A 14,386-nucleotide genomic window follows, 5' to 3' on the forward strand; every position below is an offset into this window, starting at 1 on the left:
TGACGCTTGTCGCGGCGACCGCGCTGACGGCATGCGACCGGACGCCGTCGAAGGCGGGCGGCAGCGCGACCGTATCGACCACCGCAAAATCCGAACGCGTGCCGCAGGAAGTCGGCGGCATCGAGGGCGCGACCCCGATGGCCGAGCGCGTCGCCGTCGTCGGCCTGCTCAACAAGCGCAACGGGCTGGTCCGCGAACTCGAAATGAAGCCCGGCGAATCGGTGCGCGTCGGCCGCGCGATCGTGCGGATGCGCGCGTGCGAAATGACCGCGCCGTGGGAAGACCCGCCCGAAACCGGCGCCTTCGTCCAGCTGACCGTGCAGGACCAGCGCGACGATAAATGGCGCCGCGTCTTTTCGGGCTGGATTTTCCGCGAGCGGCCCGACCGCAACGTGATCGAGCATCCGATCTATGACGTCTTCGTCAAAAGCTGCGCGATGACATATCCGGGCGGCGAGCCCGTCGAACGCTCGGCGCCCAAATCGGCGGCCGCGCCCAAGGCGTCGAGCGCGCGCCAGTCGCCCGCGGCGAACGGCGGCGAGGGCACCGCGACCCCGGCGACGGCACCTGCCGCGCCCGCTCCGGTTGCGCCGCCCAAGATCGTGCCGCCGTCGCCGCCCGCCAACACCGAATAGAGCCGCGCGAGATAATCGGCCTGGCGGATCTCGATCGCGCCGAGGCTCGCGAGGTGCGGCGTGATGAACTGGCAGTCGAGCAATTTCCAGCCGCCCGCGATCAGCCGCGCGACGAGATGCGCGAGCGCGACCTTCGACGCGTCGCGCACGCGGCTGACCATCGATTCGCCGAAAAAGGCGCGGCCGAGCGTTACGCCATAGAGCCCGCCGACGAGCTCGCCGTTCTGCCAGCATTCGACGCTGTGCGCATGGCCGAGCCGGAACAGACGGTCGTAGCTCGCCTTGATCACCGGATTGATCCACGTCGTCGGCCGGTCGTTCGCGGGTTCGGCGCAGAGCGCGACCATGTCGGCGAAGGCGGCATCGGTGGTGACGCGAAAGCGGTCGGAGACGATGACCTTCCTCAGGCTGCGCGACAGATGAAAGCCATCGAGCGGGAGAATCGCGCGCAGCCGCGGCTCGACCCAATGGACCGACGGGTCGTCCGCCCCGTCGGCCATCGGGAAAATGCCCTGCGCATAGGCGCTTAAAAGCAGCGCCGGGTCGATCGATTCGAAATGCTTCAGGACGCGGGCTTCACGAATTTGAGCGTCATGCGGTCCGATTCGCCGATCGCGACATATTTGGCGCGGTCGGTCTCGCCCTCGGTCAGGCTCGGCGGCAACGTCCAGACGCCTTTGGGGTAATCCTTTGTGTCTTTCGGATTGGCGTTGATCTCGCTGCGGCCGGCGAGCTTGAACCCCGCCGCTTCCGCAAGCGCGATGACCGTGCTTTCCTTGAGATAGCCCGATTTCTCTTCCTTCGCGCTATCATCATTCTCATTGAGCCGGTGCTCGGCGACGCCGAGCGTGCCGCCGGGTTTGAGCATCGCGAAGATCTGTTTGAAGGCGTTCGCGGTGTTTTCGGCGCCGCCCGACCGCCAATTGTGGACGTTGCGAAAGGTCAGCACGACGTCGGCGCTGCCGTCGGGGACCTTGGGATTGGCCCCCGCGTTCGGAAATTCGGCGAGCTTCACCGCGCCATAGACGTCAGGTTTGGCGCCCTGCCATTCCTTGATCCGGTTGAGCCCGCGTTCCCACGGTGCCGCGGCGTAGAGCGTGCCGCCGCTGGCCTTGGTCAGCGGGGCGAGGATTTCGGTGTACCAGCCGCCGCCGGGCCACAGCTCGACCACCGTGTCGCCGGGCTTCACGCCGAAAAAGGCCAGCGTTTCGGCGGGATGGCGATAGGGGTCGCGCGGGGTGTTCGCCGGGGTGCGTGTGGGGGCGGCGACCGCGGCGGCGATCGCATCGCCGCCCTGAGGCGCGGCATGACCGGCGTGGCCGTCATGCTGCATCGCGGCAGCGGGAACGGCGATCAGGGCGGCGGCACTTGCAAGCAATGACAGGACACGCATATGGGCACCTCTCTGCTGAGGGATTCGTCTCCTTGCGGAGACTGGGGGAATGCCCCTGTTTGCGAAGGGATGCGCGGCAATGCAAGTGTCGATGCTGTCGGTGGCGATTGCGGCCGCGGTGCTGTTCGGCGTTGCCGAGATCGCCAACTGGCGCCGCAACCACCGGCGCGACGTCGACGACGTCGGTTTCATGCCGTGGCGCGGGATCGCGCTGGCGGCGGCGGCGGTGGCGCTGTTCGCGACGGCGTTCTGGCTGAGTGGCCGTTAGGCCTTACAGGCACGCCTCGAGATAGGGCTGATCGAAGCCATACTGGCGCGCCTTTTCGAGCGTATAGGGGCGCAGGCCCATCGCGCGATATTCGCCGACGATCTTGCCGTCCTTGTCCTCGTCGAGATATTCGAACTTGAACAATTCCTGCGTGACGATGACGTCGCCTTCCATGCCGATCACCTCGGTGACGTTGGTGACGCGGCGCGAACCGTCGCGCAGGCGCTTGATCTGGACGATCAGGTCGACCGAGTCGGCGATCTGCTTCGAGATCGCTTCCTTCGGAATCTTGATGTCGCCCATCAGCACCATGTTTTCCATACGGCCGAGGCATTCGCGCGGGCTGTTCGAGTGGAGCGTACACATCGATCCGTCGTGACCCGTGTTCATCGCGGCGAGCAGGTCGAAACACTCGGCGCCGCGAACCTCACCCATGATGATGCGGTCGGGACGCATGCGCAGCGCGTTCTTGACGAGGTCGCCCATGTGGATCGCGCCATTGCCTTCGAGGTTCGCGGGGCGCGTTTCGAGCGGCAGCCAGTGCGGCTGCTGCAGGCGAAGTTCGGCGGCGTCCTCGATCGTCAGCACACGCTCGCCGGGGTCGATCATTTTCGACAGCGCGTTGAGCATGGTGGTTTTACCCGAGCCCGTGCCGCCCGAGATGACGATGTTGAAGCGGCTGGCGCCCGCGATCTTCAGCGCGGTGCACATTTTCTGGCTCATCGCGCCCCATTGGCAGAGCATGTCGAGCGTGATCGGCTTGGCCGAGAATTTGCGAATCGAAATCGCGGTACCGCGCAAGCTGAGCGGCGGGACGATCACGTTGACGCGGCTGCCGTCCTTCAGGCGCGCGTCGGCGAGCGGCGTGGTCTGGTCAACGCGGCGGCCGACCATGTTACAGATGCGCTGCGCGATCTGGAACAGATGCTGTTCGTCGCGGAACTGGATCGGCGCGATGACGAGCTGGCCCTTGCGCTCGACATAGGTCTGGTACGGGCCGTTGACCATGATGTCGCTGATGTCGGGGTCGGCGAGCAATTCCTCGAGCGGACCGAAGCCGAGCAATTCGTCGACGAGCACCTTTTCGAGCGCGAACTGCTCGCGGCGGTTCAATGTGATGCGGAGTTCAGCGAGCACCTCGAGGATGATCGGGCGGAATTCCTCGGTCAGCTCGTCCTTGCTCAGCGTCGCGGCCGCCTCGGGATCGACGCGTTCGAGCAGGCGCGGCAGCACCTGTTCCTTGATCTTGTGGACCGATGCTTCGAATCCTTGCGCCTTTTCGGGCTCGGCCATTTCGGCGGTCGAGCGCTGATTGAGCCGCTCCATCGCCTCTTCTTCGGGCGTCAGGTTCGACGGGATCGGCGGCGGGGCTTCGGCGGGCGCGGTGTCTATCGCGGGGAATTGCGCGCCGCCGGGCACGCCGGGGCCAGTCTGCATCGGCTTCGCCACGCCAAAGGCGGGGCGGCCAGCGGTTCCGGGGCGGCGTCCGAATGCACTCATCCGTTTTATCCTGCTTCGTATCTCATGCGGGAATGCCGCCGACTTCCCGGCGAAACCCCCATCCGACACGGTGAATAAATCGGAAACTTTGACATTGTCCTAATGCCGCGGGCGTTTGCCGCGCGGACATGAAAAAGCCCGCATCGGCGAGGATGCGGGCTTTTGGTCCCGGCCGCGGACGGCAGGGAATTCAGCCGGCGATATGCTCGGCGAGCACGGTGAGGCCCGCTTCGTTGACCTCGGCGAAACCGCCTTCGACCTCGATGACTTCGGGTTCGGCACCCTGCGACGCATAGATCGTCAGCGGGCCGTTGCGCAGCGTCGCCATGAAGGGCGCGTGGCCTTCGAGCACCGAGAAATCGCCCTCGGTCCCCGGCACGGTGACCATATGGACGTCGGCGGACCGCTCGAGGCGGGCGGGGGTGACGAGTTCGAACTTCAGGGCCATGATATGTCCTTAAACCCCTCCCGCGCGGGGGAGGGGTGTAGGTGTGTTATGCGTCTTCGGCGAGCTTCGCGGCCTTGGCGACCGCTTCGTCGATGCCGCCGACCATGTAGAAGGCCGCTTCGGGCAGGTGATCGTACTCGCCGTCGACGACGGCCTTGAACGACTTCACCGTGTCTTCGATCGCGACGAACTTGCCGGGGATGCCGGTGAAGACTTCGGCGACGTGGAACGGCTGCGACAGGAAGCGCTGGATCTTGCGCGCGCGGGCGACGACCAGCTTATCTTCTTCCGAAAGCTCGTCCATGCCGAGGATCGCGATGATGTCCTGCAGCGACTTGTACTTCTGGAGCGTTTCCTGAACGCGGCGGGCGGTCTCGTAATGCTCCTGGCCGACGGTCGCGGCGGTCAGCACGCGCGAGGTCGAGTCGAGCGGGTCGACCGCGGGATAGATGCCGAGTTCCGAAATCGCGCGGCTCAGCGTCGTCGTCGCGTCCAAGTGGGCGAACGAGGTTGCGGGAGCGGGGTCGGTAAGATCGTCCGCGGGAACGTAAATGGCCTGCACCGAGGTAATCGAGCCCTTGGTGGTCGAGGTGATGCGTTCCTGCAGCGCGCCCATGTCGGTCGAGAGGGTCGGCTGATAGCCCACCGCCGAAGGAATACGGCCGAGCAGCGCCGACACTTCCGAACCCGCCTGCGTGAAGCGGAAGATGTTGTCGACGAAGAAGAGCACGTCCTGGCCTTCCTGGTCGCGGAAATATTCGGCCATGGTCAGGCCCGAGAGCGCGACGCGGGCGCGGGCGCCCGGGGGTTCGTTCATCTGGCCGAACACCAGCGCCACCTTCGACCCGTCGGGGGTCGGGTTGCCATCGGCGTCCTTGGCGATAACGCCGGCGTCGAGGAATTCGTGATAGAGGTCGTTGCCCTCGCGGGTGCGTTCGCCGACGCCCGCGAACACGCTGACGCCGCCGTGGCCCTTGGCGATGTTGTTGATCAGTTCCTGGATGAGCACGGTCTTGCCGACGCCGGCACCCCCGAACAGGCCGATCTTGCCGCCCTTCGCATAGGGCGCGATCAGGTCGATGACCTTGATGCCGGTGACGAGGATCGCGGCTTCGGTCGACTGGTCGACGAATTCGGGAGCCTTGGCGTGGATCGGCGCGGTCATGCCGGCGTTCACCGGGCCGCGTTCGTCGATCGGGTCGCCGATGACGTTGAGGATGCGGCCGAGCGTCTGCGGACCGACGGGGACCGAGATCTGCGCGCCGGTGTCGGTCACCGGCTGGCCGCGCGTCAGGCCGTCGGTCGCGTCCATCGCGATCGTGCGGACGGTGTTCTCGCCGAGGTGCTGCGCGACTTCGAGGACGAGGCGGTTGCCGTTGTTGTCGGTTTCGAGCGCGTTCAGAATCGCCGGCAGCGGGCCGGTGAACTGGACGTCGACGACGGCGCCGATGACCTGTGCGACGCGGCCGGTCGCGGTGCCGGTGGCAGCGGCCTTCGGAGCGGCGGCCTTCTTCGGCGCAGCAGCCTTGGGCGCGGCGGCCTTCTTGGCAGGAGCCTTCTTTTCAGCGGGAGCGGTTGCCATGGTCTTCTTCCTTGGGTTGATCGATTACAGCGCTTCGGCGCCGGCAATGATTTCGATGAGTTCGGTGGTGATCGCCGCCTGACGCGTGCGGTTGTAAACGATGGTCAGCTTGTTGATCAGGTCGCCCGCGTTGCGCGTCGCATTGTCCATCGCGGTCATCGACGCGCCCTGTTCGGAGGCGGCGTTTTCAAGGAGGCCCTTGAAGATCTGGATGGTGACGTTGCGCGGCAGGAGATCGGCGAGGATCGCTTCCTCGTCGGGCTCATATTCGACCGCGGCGCCGCTCGACGCCGGAACGTCTGCCGGCGGCGGAACCGGGATCATCTGCTGCCCGGTCGCGATCTGGAGCAGCGCCGAACGGAATTTCGAATAGAAGAGATGCGCGACGTCGAACGCGCCGGCTTCGTACATCTCCATGACCTTCGCCGAGATTTCGCTCGCCTGGTCGAAGCCGATGTCGCGGATGCCGGTCGTTTCATACTGCTCGACGATCTGGCCCTGGAACAGGCGCGCGATCACCGGGCGGCCCTTGCGGCCGACGAGGAAGAAGAGGACCTTCTTGCCTTCGGCCTGCAGTTCGAGCGCCTTGTCGCGCGCCGCCTTGACGATGTTCGAGTTGAACGCGCCGGCGAGGCCGCGGTCGCTGTTGAGCACGACGAGCAGGTGCGTATCGCTCTTGCCGGTCCCCGAAAGCAGCTTCGGCGCCGAATCCGACGCGCCGACCTTCGACGCGAGGCTCGCGACGACGCCTTCGAGCCGCTCGGCGTAAGGACGCGCGGCTTCGGCGGCGGCCTGCGCCTTACGCAGCTTCGCGGCGGCGACCATCTTCTTGGCCTTGGTGATCTTCTGGGTCGATTTGACCGAGACGATCCGCCCTTTGAGTTCCTTAAGCGATGCCATTACGGCCCCTCTGGTTCGTCAGCCCGGCGCGAAAGGCCGGGCTCACGGTAACTTGGCTTACGCGAAAATCTTGGCGAAGGCGTCGAGCGCCGCGACCAGACCCTTCTTGGCGTCGTCGCCAAGGTCCTTGGTGTCGCGGATCGTTTTCAGCACATCGGCATGGTCGCTGCGCAGATAGGCGAGCATCGCCTGTTCGTAGCGCGACACGTCGGTCGTCGCGACATTGTCGAGATAGCCGTTGGTGCCCGCGAAGATCGACGCGGTCTGCTCTTCGAAAGGCATCGGCTGGAACTGCGGCTGCTTCAAAAGCTGCGTCAGGCGCGCGCCGCGGTTGAGCAGCTTCTGCGTCGAGGCGTCGAGGTCCGAACCGAACTGCGCGAAAGCTTCCATCTCGCGATATTGCGCGAGCTCGAGCTTGATCGAGCCCGACACCTTCTTCATCGCCTTGGTCTGCGCGGCCGAGCCGACGCGCGACACCGACAGACCGACGTTGATCGCCGGGCGGATACCCGCGTTGAACAGGTTGGTTTCGAGGAAGATCTGGCCGTCGGTGATCGAAATCACGTTCGTCGGAATATAGGCCGACACGTCGCCCGCCTGCGTTTCGATGATCGGCAGCGCGGTGAGCGAGCCTGCGCCATTGTCGCTGTTCATCTTCGCGGCGCGCTCAAGAAGGCGGCTGTGGAGATAGAAAACGTCGCCGGGATAGGCTTCGCGGCCCGGCGGGCGGCGCAGCAGCAGCGACATCTGGCGATAAGCGACGGCCTGCTTCGACAGATCGTCATAGACGATCACGGCGTGCATGCCGTTGTCGCGGAAGAACTCGCCCATCGTGCAGCCCGTATAAGGCGCGAGGAACTGCAGCGGAGCGGGCTCCGACGCGGTCGCGGCGACGACGATCGAATATTCCATCGCGCCATTTTCTTCGAGCTGGCGGACGATCTGCGCGACGGTCGAGCGCTTCTGACCGACGGCGACATAGATGCAGTAGAGCTTCTTGCTCTCATCATCGCCGGCGTTCGCCTGCTTCTGGTTGATGAAGGTGTCGATCGCGACGGCGGTCTTGCCGGTCTGACGGTCGCCGATGATCAGTTCGCGCTGGCCGCGGCCGACGGGGACGAGCGCATCGAGCGCCTTGAGGCCAGTCTGGACGGGTTCGTGCACCGAGGTGCGCGGAATGATGCCCGGCGCCTTCACTTCGACGCGCATGCGCTTGTCGGCCTTGATCGGGCCCTTGCCGTCGATCGGATTGCCGAGGCCATCGACGACGCGGCCGAGCAGGCCCTTGCCGACGGGAACGTCGACGATCGTGCCGGTGCGCTTGACGGTGTCGCCTTCCTTGATCTCGGCGTCCGAGCCGAAGATCACGATGCCGACATTGTCGGCTTCGAGGTTGAGCGCCATGCCCTGCACGCCGTTGGCGAATTCGACCATTTCACCGGCCTGGACATTGTCGAGGCCGTGGACGCGGGCGATGCCGTCGCCGACCGAGAGCACCGAGCCGATTTCGCTGACCGTGGCGTCGGTCCCGAAATTGGCGATCTGGTCCTTGATGACCTTGCTGATTTCAGCGGCGCGGATTTCCATTATTCAGCCTTTCATCGGGCAGTTTGGCGTACGGGCTTTCAGCCCTTCATCGCCTGGGCGAAACTGTTGAGACGGGTACGGATGCTGCCGTCGATCAGCTGGCTGCCCAGCTGGACGACGAGGCCGCCGAGAATGGCGGGGTCGACGGTCGTCGCGACGGTGACGTCACGGCCGACACGGGATTTGAGGTTCGCGGTCAGCTCCTTGAGCTGCGCGGCGCTGAGCGGGTGCGCGCTGGTGACCTGTGCAGTCACTTCGCCGCGGTGGTCGGCGACGATCGCGTTGAACGCGTCGATCATGCCGGGCAGGTCGGCGAGGCGGCGGTTTTCGGCGAGCACGCCGAGGAATTTGGCGGTCAGCGAATCGAGCTTGAGCGATTTGGCGACCGCGGCGATGGCATTGGCGGCGTCGGCGCGGCCGACGACGGGGCTGGCGATCAGCGCCGACAGGTCGGCCGAATCGGCGAGGCCGGTCTTGAGCGTCGCGAGGCTTTTCTGAACGGCGTCGATCGCGTTCGATTCGCGGGCCAGTTCGAACAGCGCGCTGGCATAGCGGCCCGCGAGGCCCGCCGTGATGTTGCCCTGAATGCCGCCGGAATTCTCCACGCGCGAAAGTCCTTTTCTTCGATCCCGAGGGGGATGGCTGCGCGGATTGCCCGGCATCCGGAAATGCCCCCGCTGCAAAGTCGGGGCGCGCGTAGCAACGATTGTGCCGCAATGCAAGGCGGGGGTTGGGGACTCAAACCGCCATCCCTCTGCCGTTCGCCCCGAGCTTGTCGAAGGGCCGTCCTTCCTTCAAAGGTTGAAAGAAAGAAGAACGGTGGTTCGACGGGCTCAGCACGAACGGACGAGAGGGAAATCGATGGGCGAGATGATCGCGATGATGATGGACGATGGCGCCGAAATCGCTGTCTATCACGCGCAGCCGTTGGGCGAACGCCGCGGCGGGCTGGTGCTGGTGCAGGAGATTTTCGGGGTCACCGACCATATCCGCGAGCTTTGCGACGAATATGCCGCCGACGGTTATGAAGTGCTCTCGCCCGCGCTGTTCGACCGCGAGCATCCGGGGTTCGAGAGCGACTATTCGGGGCCGCAGTTCGAACGCGCGGTAGAACTCGCGCGCAAGCTGCACCCGTTTGAGCAGAGCCTGAAGGATGCGCAGACCTGCATCGACGCGCTGAAGGGGAAGGGCCCCGTCTTCATCACCGGCTATTGCTATGGCGGCTCGGTCGCGTGGCGGATGGCGCAGATCAGCCCCGACCTCGCGGCAGCATCCGCCTATTATGGCAGCCTGGTTCCGACGCAATTCGCCGATCAGGCGCCCGCCTGCGCGGCCATCGCCCATTTCGGGCGCTTCGATGGCGGCATCCCGATGGCGGGGGTCGAGGCGCTGATCGCGAAGCAGCATCCGACCGCGCAAATCTTCGTCTATGAGGCGGGGCACGGCTTCAACAGCGATCGGCGCAAGGATTATCACGAGCCGTCGAGCGAGCTCGCGCGCGAACGCACGCTGATGCTGTTCCGGGCGTGCGGGGGATGAGGCTGGTCTTCATCCACGGCCCCGCGGCGTCGGGAAAGCTGACGGTGGCGCGCGAACTGGCGGCGCGCAGCAGCCTGCCGCTGTTCCACAATCACCTCATCGTCGACGCATTGCTCGCGGTGTTTCCGTTCGGCAGCCCGGCCTTTGTCGAACTGCGCGAAGCGATGTGGATGGACGTGTTTCGCGCCGCCGCCGCCGAGCGGCGGTCGCTGATCTTCACCTTCCACCCCGAGGCAAGCGTCGCCCCCGATTTTCCGGCGCGCGTCGTGGCGCTGGTCGAAGCGGCGGGCGGCCGGGTCGATTTCGTCGCGCTCAACTGTGCGCCCGAAACGGTCGCGGCGCGGGTCGAGGCCGCATCGCGGCAGGCGAGCGGTAAATTATCGTCGCTGGCGCTGCTGCGCGAGCTGGAGGCACAGGACGCCTTTGCCTATCCGCCGCTGCCCGCCGCGATCGCGATCGACACCGGCGCGGTCGAGCCGGGCGAAGCGGCGATCCGCATATATGAGGGTCTGGAACTGGCGGACCGATGAAGTTCGCGGTCAATCTGCTGGTCTTCCTCGTCGTGCTCGCGCTGGTGACGACCGCGCTGCTCTACACCCAGCAGCGGCGCATCATCTTTCCCGCGCCGCGCGATTATCCGCACGAAGCCCTGCCCGGCTTCCGGCTCGTCCACACGCAAACCGACGACGGCTTGCGGCTCTCGGCCTTCTATCGCCCCGCGGCGCCGGGACGAAAGACGATCCTCTTCTTTCACGGCAATGGCGACAATATGATCGGCGCGATCGAGGCGACGCGCGGGCCGGCGGCCGCGGGGCACGGCCTGATGCTCGTCGAATATCGCGGCTATGGCGGCAACCCGGGTTCGCCGGGCGAGGACGGACTCTATCGCGACGCCGAAGCGGCGATGCGCTGGCTGGGCGAAGCGGGGGTCGCGGCGGATAATATCGCCGTCGTCGGCAATTCGATCGGTTCGGGCCCCGCGACCGAAATCGCGCTGCGGCACGACGTCGCCGCGCTGATCCTCGTGTCGGGCTTGTCCGACCTGCCCGCGGCGGTGCGGCGTCAGGCGCCGTTCGCGCCGCGCTGGCTGGTGCGCGACCGCTTCGACAATCTATCGAAGCTGCGCCGCGTGAAGGCGCCGGTCTTTCTGATGCACGGCGACGCCGACACGCTCGTCACCCCCGACCATCTGGACCGGCTGGCGGAGGCGCGTCCCGATGCGACGGTCGCGCGCGTCGCGGGTGCGGGGCACGAACTCGCCTATACCGCGCCCGCGCAGGCGATCCTGACCCGATGGGTCGACGGGCTGCGCTGACCGCGTCAGTCGCCGGGTGATGTCGCCGCCGCGCCCGTCGCCGGCTGGCAGCGATAGACCAGCCGTTCGTTGGGGGTGCCGGGAAGCGCGCTGCGGATCGCGTCCTGCTGCGCGGCCAGCCCCGCGAGTTCGTCGGGGTCGGCGGTGCAGCTCTTGAGCGTGACGGCGGCACGCGTCTCGCGCGCCTTCGCCATCGTTTCGGCGTCGAGCAGATAGCGTTCGACGCGATAGTCGCGCCCCGCCGAATCGATCGACGCGACGGTGACGGTCGCCTCCTCGTTGGGCACGAGGATGCGCTGCCAGCGGTCGTCGGGCCCCCGCGTATATTGGGTGCGTCCGTTGACGCAGCCGCCCTTGCCGATGCTGATCGGCACGTCGGTCGTCGCCGACACGGTGATGCGGCTGCGGTCGGGGCGGATCGTGCAGAGCAGGCTGCCCTGCGCGAGCTTCGGTGCGTCGGCGGCGGGCGTCTTCGCCGCCTCCTCGGCGATTTCGGCATGCGCGTCGGGGCGCGTCGCGAACAGCACCGCCGCGACCAGAATCAGCGCGACGCCGGTGCCGCCCGCGATCTTGGCCTTGCGCATATTCTTCTGGCCATAGAACATCAGCCCGGCGCCCGCCGCGAGCGCACCGATCACGAACAGCACGCCCGCCAGCGCGATGCGATTCTCGCGCGCGGCGAGCGCCTCGTCCTCGGCGCGCGCCTCCCTGAGTTCGCGGTCGAGCTTCGCGGCGGCGTTTTTCGCGGCATTGGCCTCGGCATCGGCGCGCGCTTCGGCGTCGATCGCGGCGCGGCTCCGCGCGTCGGCCTCTGCCATCGACAGGCAGGGGGTGCCGACGCTCGTATATTGCTGGTCCGCATCGGCGAGGAAGCGCATCAGCTCGCGCCCGGCGATGGCGAAGGCGAAGGGCGAATCGCCGTCGTCGGCACGCGTGATCGCGGTGTTGATGCCCGCGATGCGCCCGCACTGGTCGACGAGCGGACCGCCCGAATTGCCGCGCGAGATTTTCGCGGTATGGATCAGCATCGCGACGCCGTCGACCGTCTGGATATTCGACATATTGCCCTCGCTGCGCGTCGGGGTGCGCGGGGTGATATAGTCGTTGGCGCTGCGCGCGGTCGCGAGGTCGACATTGCCGGGATAGCCCAGGGCGACGACGTCGGCGCCCGATTCGAGCGGGCCGGTGTAGATGGCGGCGGCGGGCAGCCGCCCCTCGGTGATCTCGACCAGCGCGAGGTCGCGCGCGGTATCGATCGCGATCAGTTTGCCGGCATAGCTTTTCTGCCCCTCCGACGGAACGACGCCGAGCGCGACATTGCCCGGGTAGCGCGCGGCCGATTCGACGACATGCGCGTTGGTGACGATGCGCGTCGGCGAGATGGCGATGCCGCTGCCGTGGCCGAAACCGACGACCTCGCCATCCATCATCGCGACGGTGACGACGCGCACGACGCTGCGCGATGCGGCGCTGATATCGTCGGCGGCGCGCGCCGGAAGCGTGAGGGCGAAGAGGGCGAGCAGCAGGGTGAGCAGGCGGGTCATGGCGCGCAAAATAGAGCCGCACGCTTTGAACGCAAGCATCGGGACGCGGTGCGGATCGCGCCGTGGCATTCCCTTTCCGACAGCCGAGAAAGGATGTTTTCGATGACCTATCTGATCGAGGGGCTTTGCCCCGATCGCTTTACGCCCCTGTTTGCGTTCGACGACGCGGGTCTCGCCGCGATCAACGCGCGGCGCGTCACCGCGACCGCCGACCGCGGTTTCCCGTGCCGCATCAGCCTGGAGGATGCGAAGGCGGGCGAGGAGCTGATCCTGCTCCACCACACCAGCCACGATGTCGCGACGCCCTATCGCAGCGCCTATGCCATCTATGTCCGGGCGGGCGTCGCGGCCGCGCGCTATCAGGGCGAAACCCCGCCGGTGTTCGAGGGCCGCCCGCTTGCGCTGCGCGCCTTCGGCGCCGATGGCATGCTGCAAACCGCGCGGCTCGCAGCGCCGGGCGAGGCCGACAGCGCGATCCGCGACCTGTTCGAGGATGCGGGCGTTTCCTATATCGATGCCCATAATGCCGCCTACGGTTGTTTCGCCGCGCGGATCGAAAGGGACGAGCCCCAGAGGAGCGAGAAATGAGCCGCGACCTGATGACCGACGACGACCGCTGGGCGGCGGTGCAGGCGCGCGACAAGGCGTTCGACGGACGCTTCGTCACCGGCGTGCTCACCACCGGCATCTATTGCCGGCCGAGCTGCGCCGCACGCCACCCGCTGCGCGCGAATGTGCGTTTCTTCGCCGACGGCGCCGCGGCGCGCGCGACGGGACTCCGCCCGTGCAAGCGCTGCCTGCCCGATGACGTCGCGCGCGACGAAAGCGCGGTAATCAAGGCGATCGCCGCGATCAAGCAAAGCGAGGAACCGCTCGCGCTCGCCGATCTCGCCGCGCGCACCGGCTATTCGCCGACGCATTTCCAGCGCGTCTTCACTCGTCACACCGGCCTGTCGCCCGCCGCCTATGCCCGCGCGCTGCGCGAGGAGCGCGCGCGCGCCGCGCTGAGCGAGGGCAATCGGGTGACCGACGCGATTTACGACGCGGGCTTTTCGGGGCCGTCGCGCTTTTACGAGAATATGGAGGGACGCATGGGTATGACGGCTTCGGCGTGGGTCAATGGCGGCAAGGGCGCGACGATCCACTGGGCGGTGGTGCCGACCAGCCTCGGCGACATGCTCGTCGCTGCGACCGACAAGGGCGTGTGCCGCCTGAGCTTCGCCGAGGGACGCGAGGCATTGGAGGAGCGTTTTCCCGCGGCCGATCTGGTCGAGGGCGGCGATGACTTCGCCGCGCTGCTGGGGCAGGTCGTCGACGCGGTCGAGGCGCCGGTGAACGGCTTCGACCATATCCCGATCGACGTGAAGGGCACCGCCTTTCAGGAAGCGGTGTGGCGCGAGCTCAGGAAAATTCCGGCGGGCGAGACGCGCAGCTATTCGGACATCGCCGCCGCCGTCGGCAAACCCGCCGCGGTGCGCGCGGCGGGCAGCGCCAATGGCGCGAATAATGTCGCGGTGCTGATCCCCTGCCACCGCGTCGTGCGCAGTGACGGGTCCTTGGGCGGCTATGCCTATGGCTTGCCGATCAAGGAAGAATTGCTGAAGCGCGAAGGGCGCTGAGCGACAGTGGCGCCGGGCAGTGCGACATACGGCCCGGCGCTACTGGTTGACGCGGC

General features: G+C 66.7%; 15 protein-coding genes and 1 pseudogene. 7 read left to right on the forward strand and 9 right to left on the reverse strand.

The window, feature by feature from the left end; genetic code table 11:
• Positions 1-203 precede the first annotated feature (203 nt).
• Positions 204-374 (forward strand): annotated as a pseudogene (locus VFG17_RS03895) (DUF2155 domain-containing protein); the annotation flags it as partial.
• 35 nt (positions 375-409) lie between these two features.
• On the opposite strand, the gene aat reads toward VFG17_RS03895, so the two are convergent.
• Together aat and VFG17_RS03905 are read right to left on the reverse strand one after the other, a co-directional pair.
• Positions 410-1,201 (reverse strand): leucyl/phenylalanyl-tRNA--protein transferase, encoded by a 792-nt coding sequence (gene aat / locus VFG17_RS03900; RefSeq protein ID WP_325028299.1) that lies wholly within the window; start codon positions 1,199-1,201, stop codon positions 410-412.
• Positions 1,198-2,028, reverse strand: coding sequence for a class I SAM-dependent methyltransferase (locus VFG17_RS03905; RefSeq protein ID WP_325028152.1), 831 nt, complete (start codon positions 2,026-2,028; stop codon positions 1,198-1,200). The genes aat and VFG17_RS03905 overlap by 4 nt, the downstream gene beginning before the upstream one ends.
• 79 nt (positions 2,029-2,107) lie before the next feature.
• Between VFG17_RS03905 and VFG17_RS03910 the strand changes: the two genes are divergently transcribed.
• A complete protein-coding gene (locus VFG17_RS03910; RefSeq protein ID WP_325028153.1) occupies positions 2,108-2,296 on the forward strand; it encodes a hypothetical protein in 189 nt (62 codons plus the stop codon).
• A gap of 3 nt (positions 2,297-2,299) precedes the next feature.
• Here the strand turns inward: VFG17_RS03910 and VFG17_RS03915 are convergent, their stop codons facing one another.
• From VFG17_RS03915 to VFG17_RS03940, 6 genes are all read right to left on the reverse strand, one after another.
• Positions 2,300-3,796, reverse strand: coding sequence for a CpaF family protein (locus VFG17_RS03915; RefSeq protein ID WP_325028154.1), 1,497 nt, complete (start codon positions 3,794-3,796; stop codon positions 2,300-2,302).
• 190 nt (positions 3,797-3,986) lie between these two features.
• Positions 3,987-4,244, reverse strand: a complete 258-nt coding sequence (locus VFG17_RS03920) for an ATP synthase F1 subunit epsilon (protein ID WP_325028155.1) — start codon at positions 4,242-4,244, stop codon at positions 3,987-3,989.
• Positions 4,245-4,290: 46 nt separating this feature from the next.
• Positions 4,291-5,826 (reverse strand): F0F1 ATP synthase subunit beta, encoded by a 1,536-nt coding sequence (atpD, locus tag VFG17_RS03925; RefSeq protein ID WP_325028156.1) that lies wholly within the window; start codon positions 5,824-5,826, stop codon positions 4,291-4,293.
• 24 nt (positions 5,827-5,850) lie between these two features.
• Entirely contained in the window at positions 5,851-6,726 is an 876-nt protein-coding gene (locus tag VFG17_RS03930; protein ID WP_325028157.1) for a F0F1 ATP synthase subunit gamma, read from the reverse strand.
• 57 nt (positions 6,727-6,783) lie between these two features.
• Positions 6,784-8,313, reverse strand: a complete 1,530-nt coding sequence (atpA, locus tag VFG17_RS03935) for a F0F1 ATP synthase subunit alpha (protein ID WP_325028158.1) — start codon at positions 8,311-8,313, stop codon at positions 6,784-6,786.
• 38 nt (positions 8,314-8,351) lie between these two features.
• Positions 8,352-8,918 carry a F0F1 ATP synthase subunit delta gene (locus VFG17_RS03940; protein WP_325028159.1) on the reverse strand — a complete coding sequence of 189 codons (567 nt, stop codon included), beginning with the start codon at positions 8,916-8,918 and terminating at the stop codon, positions 8,352-8,354.
• Positions 8,919-9,174: 256 nt separating this feature from the next.
• Between VFG17_RS03940 and VFG17_RS03945 the strand changes: the two genes are divergently transcribed.
• From VFG17_RS03945 to VFG17_RS03955, 3 genes are read left to right on the forward strand one after another with little or no spacing between them, the layout of a single operon-like run.
• Positions 9,175-9,852, forward strand: coding sequence for a dienelactone hydrolase family protein (locus tag VFG17_RS03945; RefSeq protein WP_325028160.1), 678 nt, complete (start codon positions 9,175-9,177; stop codon positions 9,850-9,852).
• Entirely contained in the window at positions 9,849-10,382 is a 534-nt protein-coding gene (locus VFG17_RS03950; protein ID WP_325028161.1) for an AAA family ATPase, read from the forward strand. The genes VFG17_RS03945 and VFG17_RS03950 overlap by 4 nt, the downstream gene beginning before the upstream one ends.
• Positions 10,379-11,167, forward strand: coding sequence for an alpha/beta hydrolase (locus VFG17_RS03955; protein ID WP_325028162.1), 789 nt, complete (start codon positions 10,379-10,381; stop codon positions 11,165-11,167). The genes VFG17_RS03950 and VFG17_RS03955 overlap by 4 nt, the downstream gene beginning before the upstream one ends.
• A 5-nt stretch (positions 11,168-11,172) precedes the next feature.
• Here the strand turns inward: VFG17_RS03955 and VFG17_RS03960 are convergent, their stop codons facing one another.
• Complete coding sequence (locus tag VFG17_RS03960; protein ID WP_325028163.1) at positions 11,173-12,711, reverse strand: serine protease; 1,539 nt, start codon at positions 12,709-12,711, stop codon at positions 11,173-11,175.
• A gap of 102 nt (positions 12,712-12,813) precedes the next feature.
• On the opposite strand from VFG17_RS03960, the gene VFG17_RS03965 reads away from it, so the two are divergent.
• Positions 12,814-13,299, forward strand: a complete 486-nt coding sequence (locus VFG17_RS03965; protein ID WP_325028164.1) for a DUF1203 domain-containing protein — start codon at positions 12,814-12,816, stop codon at positions 13,297-13,299.
• Positions 13,296-14,330, forward strand: a complete 1,035-nt coding sequence (gene ada, locus VFG17_RS03970) for a bifunctional DNA-binding transcriptional regulator/O6-methylguanine-DNA methyltransferase Ada (RefSeq protein ID WP_325028165.1) — start codon at positions 13,296-13,298, stop codon at positions 14,328-14,330. The genes VFG17_RS03965 and ada overlap by 4 nt, the downstream gene beginning before the upstream one ends.
• Positions 14,331-14,386 lie beyond the last annotated feature (56 nt).

Origin of the sequence: Sphingopyxis sp. (genome assembly GCF_035686825.1) — a bacterium.
GTDB lineage: Bacteria > Pseudomonadota > Alphaproteobacteria > Sphingomonadales > Sphingomonadaceae > Sphingopyxis.

Coding starts and splice junctions, on each gene's coding strand:
- VFG17_RS03910 (WP_325028153.1), top strand. CDS start 2,108: ATGCAAGTGTCGATGCTGTCGGTGGCGATTGCGGCCGCGGTGCTGTTC.
- VFG17_RS03930 (WP_325028157.1), bottom strand. CDS start 6,726: ATGGCATCGCTTAAGGAACTCAAAGGGCGGATCGTCTCGGTCAAATCG.
- atpD (WP_325028156.1), bottom strand. CDS start 5,826: ATGGCAACCGCTCCCGCTGAAAAGAAGGCTCCTGCCAAGAAGGCCGCC.
- VFG17_RS03945 (WP_325028160.1), top strand. CDS start 9,175: ATGGGCGAGATGATCGCGATGATGATGGACGATGGCGCCGAAATCGCT.
- VFG17_RS03915 (WP_325028154.1), bottom strand. CDS start 3,796: ATGAGTGCATTCGGACGCCGCCCCGGAACCGCTGGCCGCCCCGCCTTT.
- VFG17_RS03905 (WP_325028152.1), bottom strand. CDS start 2,028: ATGCGTGTCCTGTCATTGCTTGCAAGTGCCGCCGCCCTGATCGCCGTT.
- atpA (WP_325028158.1), bottom strand. CDS start 8,313: ATGGAAATCCGCGCCGCTGAAATCAGCAAGGTCATCAAGGACCAGATC.
- ada (WP_325028165.1), top strand. CDS start 13,296: ATGAGCCGCGACCTGATGACCGACGACGACCGCTGGGCGGCGGTGCAG.
- VFG17_RS03950 (WP_325028161.1), top strand. CDS start 9,849: ATGAGGCTGGTCTTCATCCACGGCCCCGCGGCGTCGGGAAAGCTGACG.
- VFG17_RS03965 (WP_325028164.1), top strand. CDS start 12,814: ATGACCTATCTGATCGAGGGGCTTTGCCCCGATCGCTTTACGCCCCTG.
- VFG17_RS03920 (WP_325028155.1), bottom strand. CDS start 4,244: ATGGCCCTGAAGTTCGAACTCGTCACCCCCGCCCGCCTCGAGCGGTCC.
- VFG17_RS03960 (WP_325028163.1), bottom strand. CDS start 12,711: ATGACCCGCCTGCTCACCCTGCTGCTCGCCCTCTTCGCCCTCACGCTT.
- VFG17_RS03955 (WP_325028162.1), top strand. CDS start 10,379: ATGAAGTTCGCGGTCAATCTGCTGGTCTTCCTCGTCGTGCTCGCGCTG.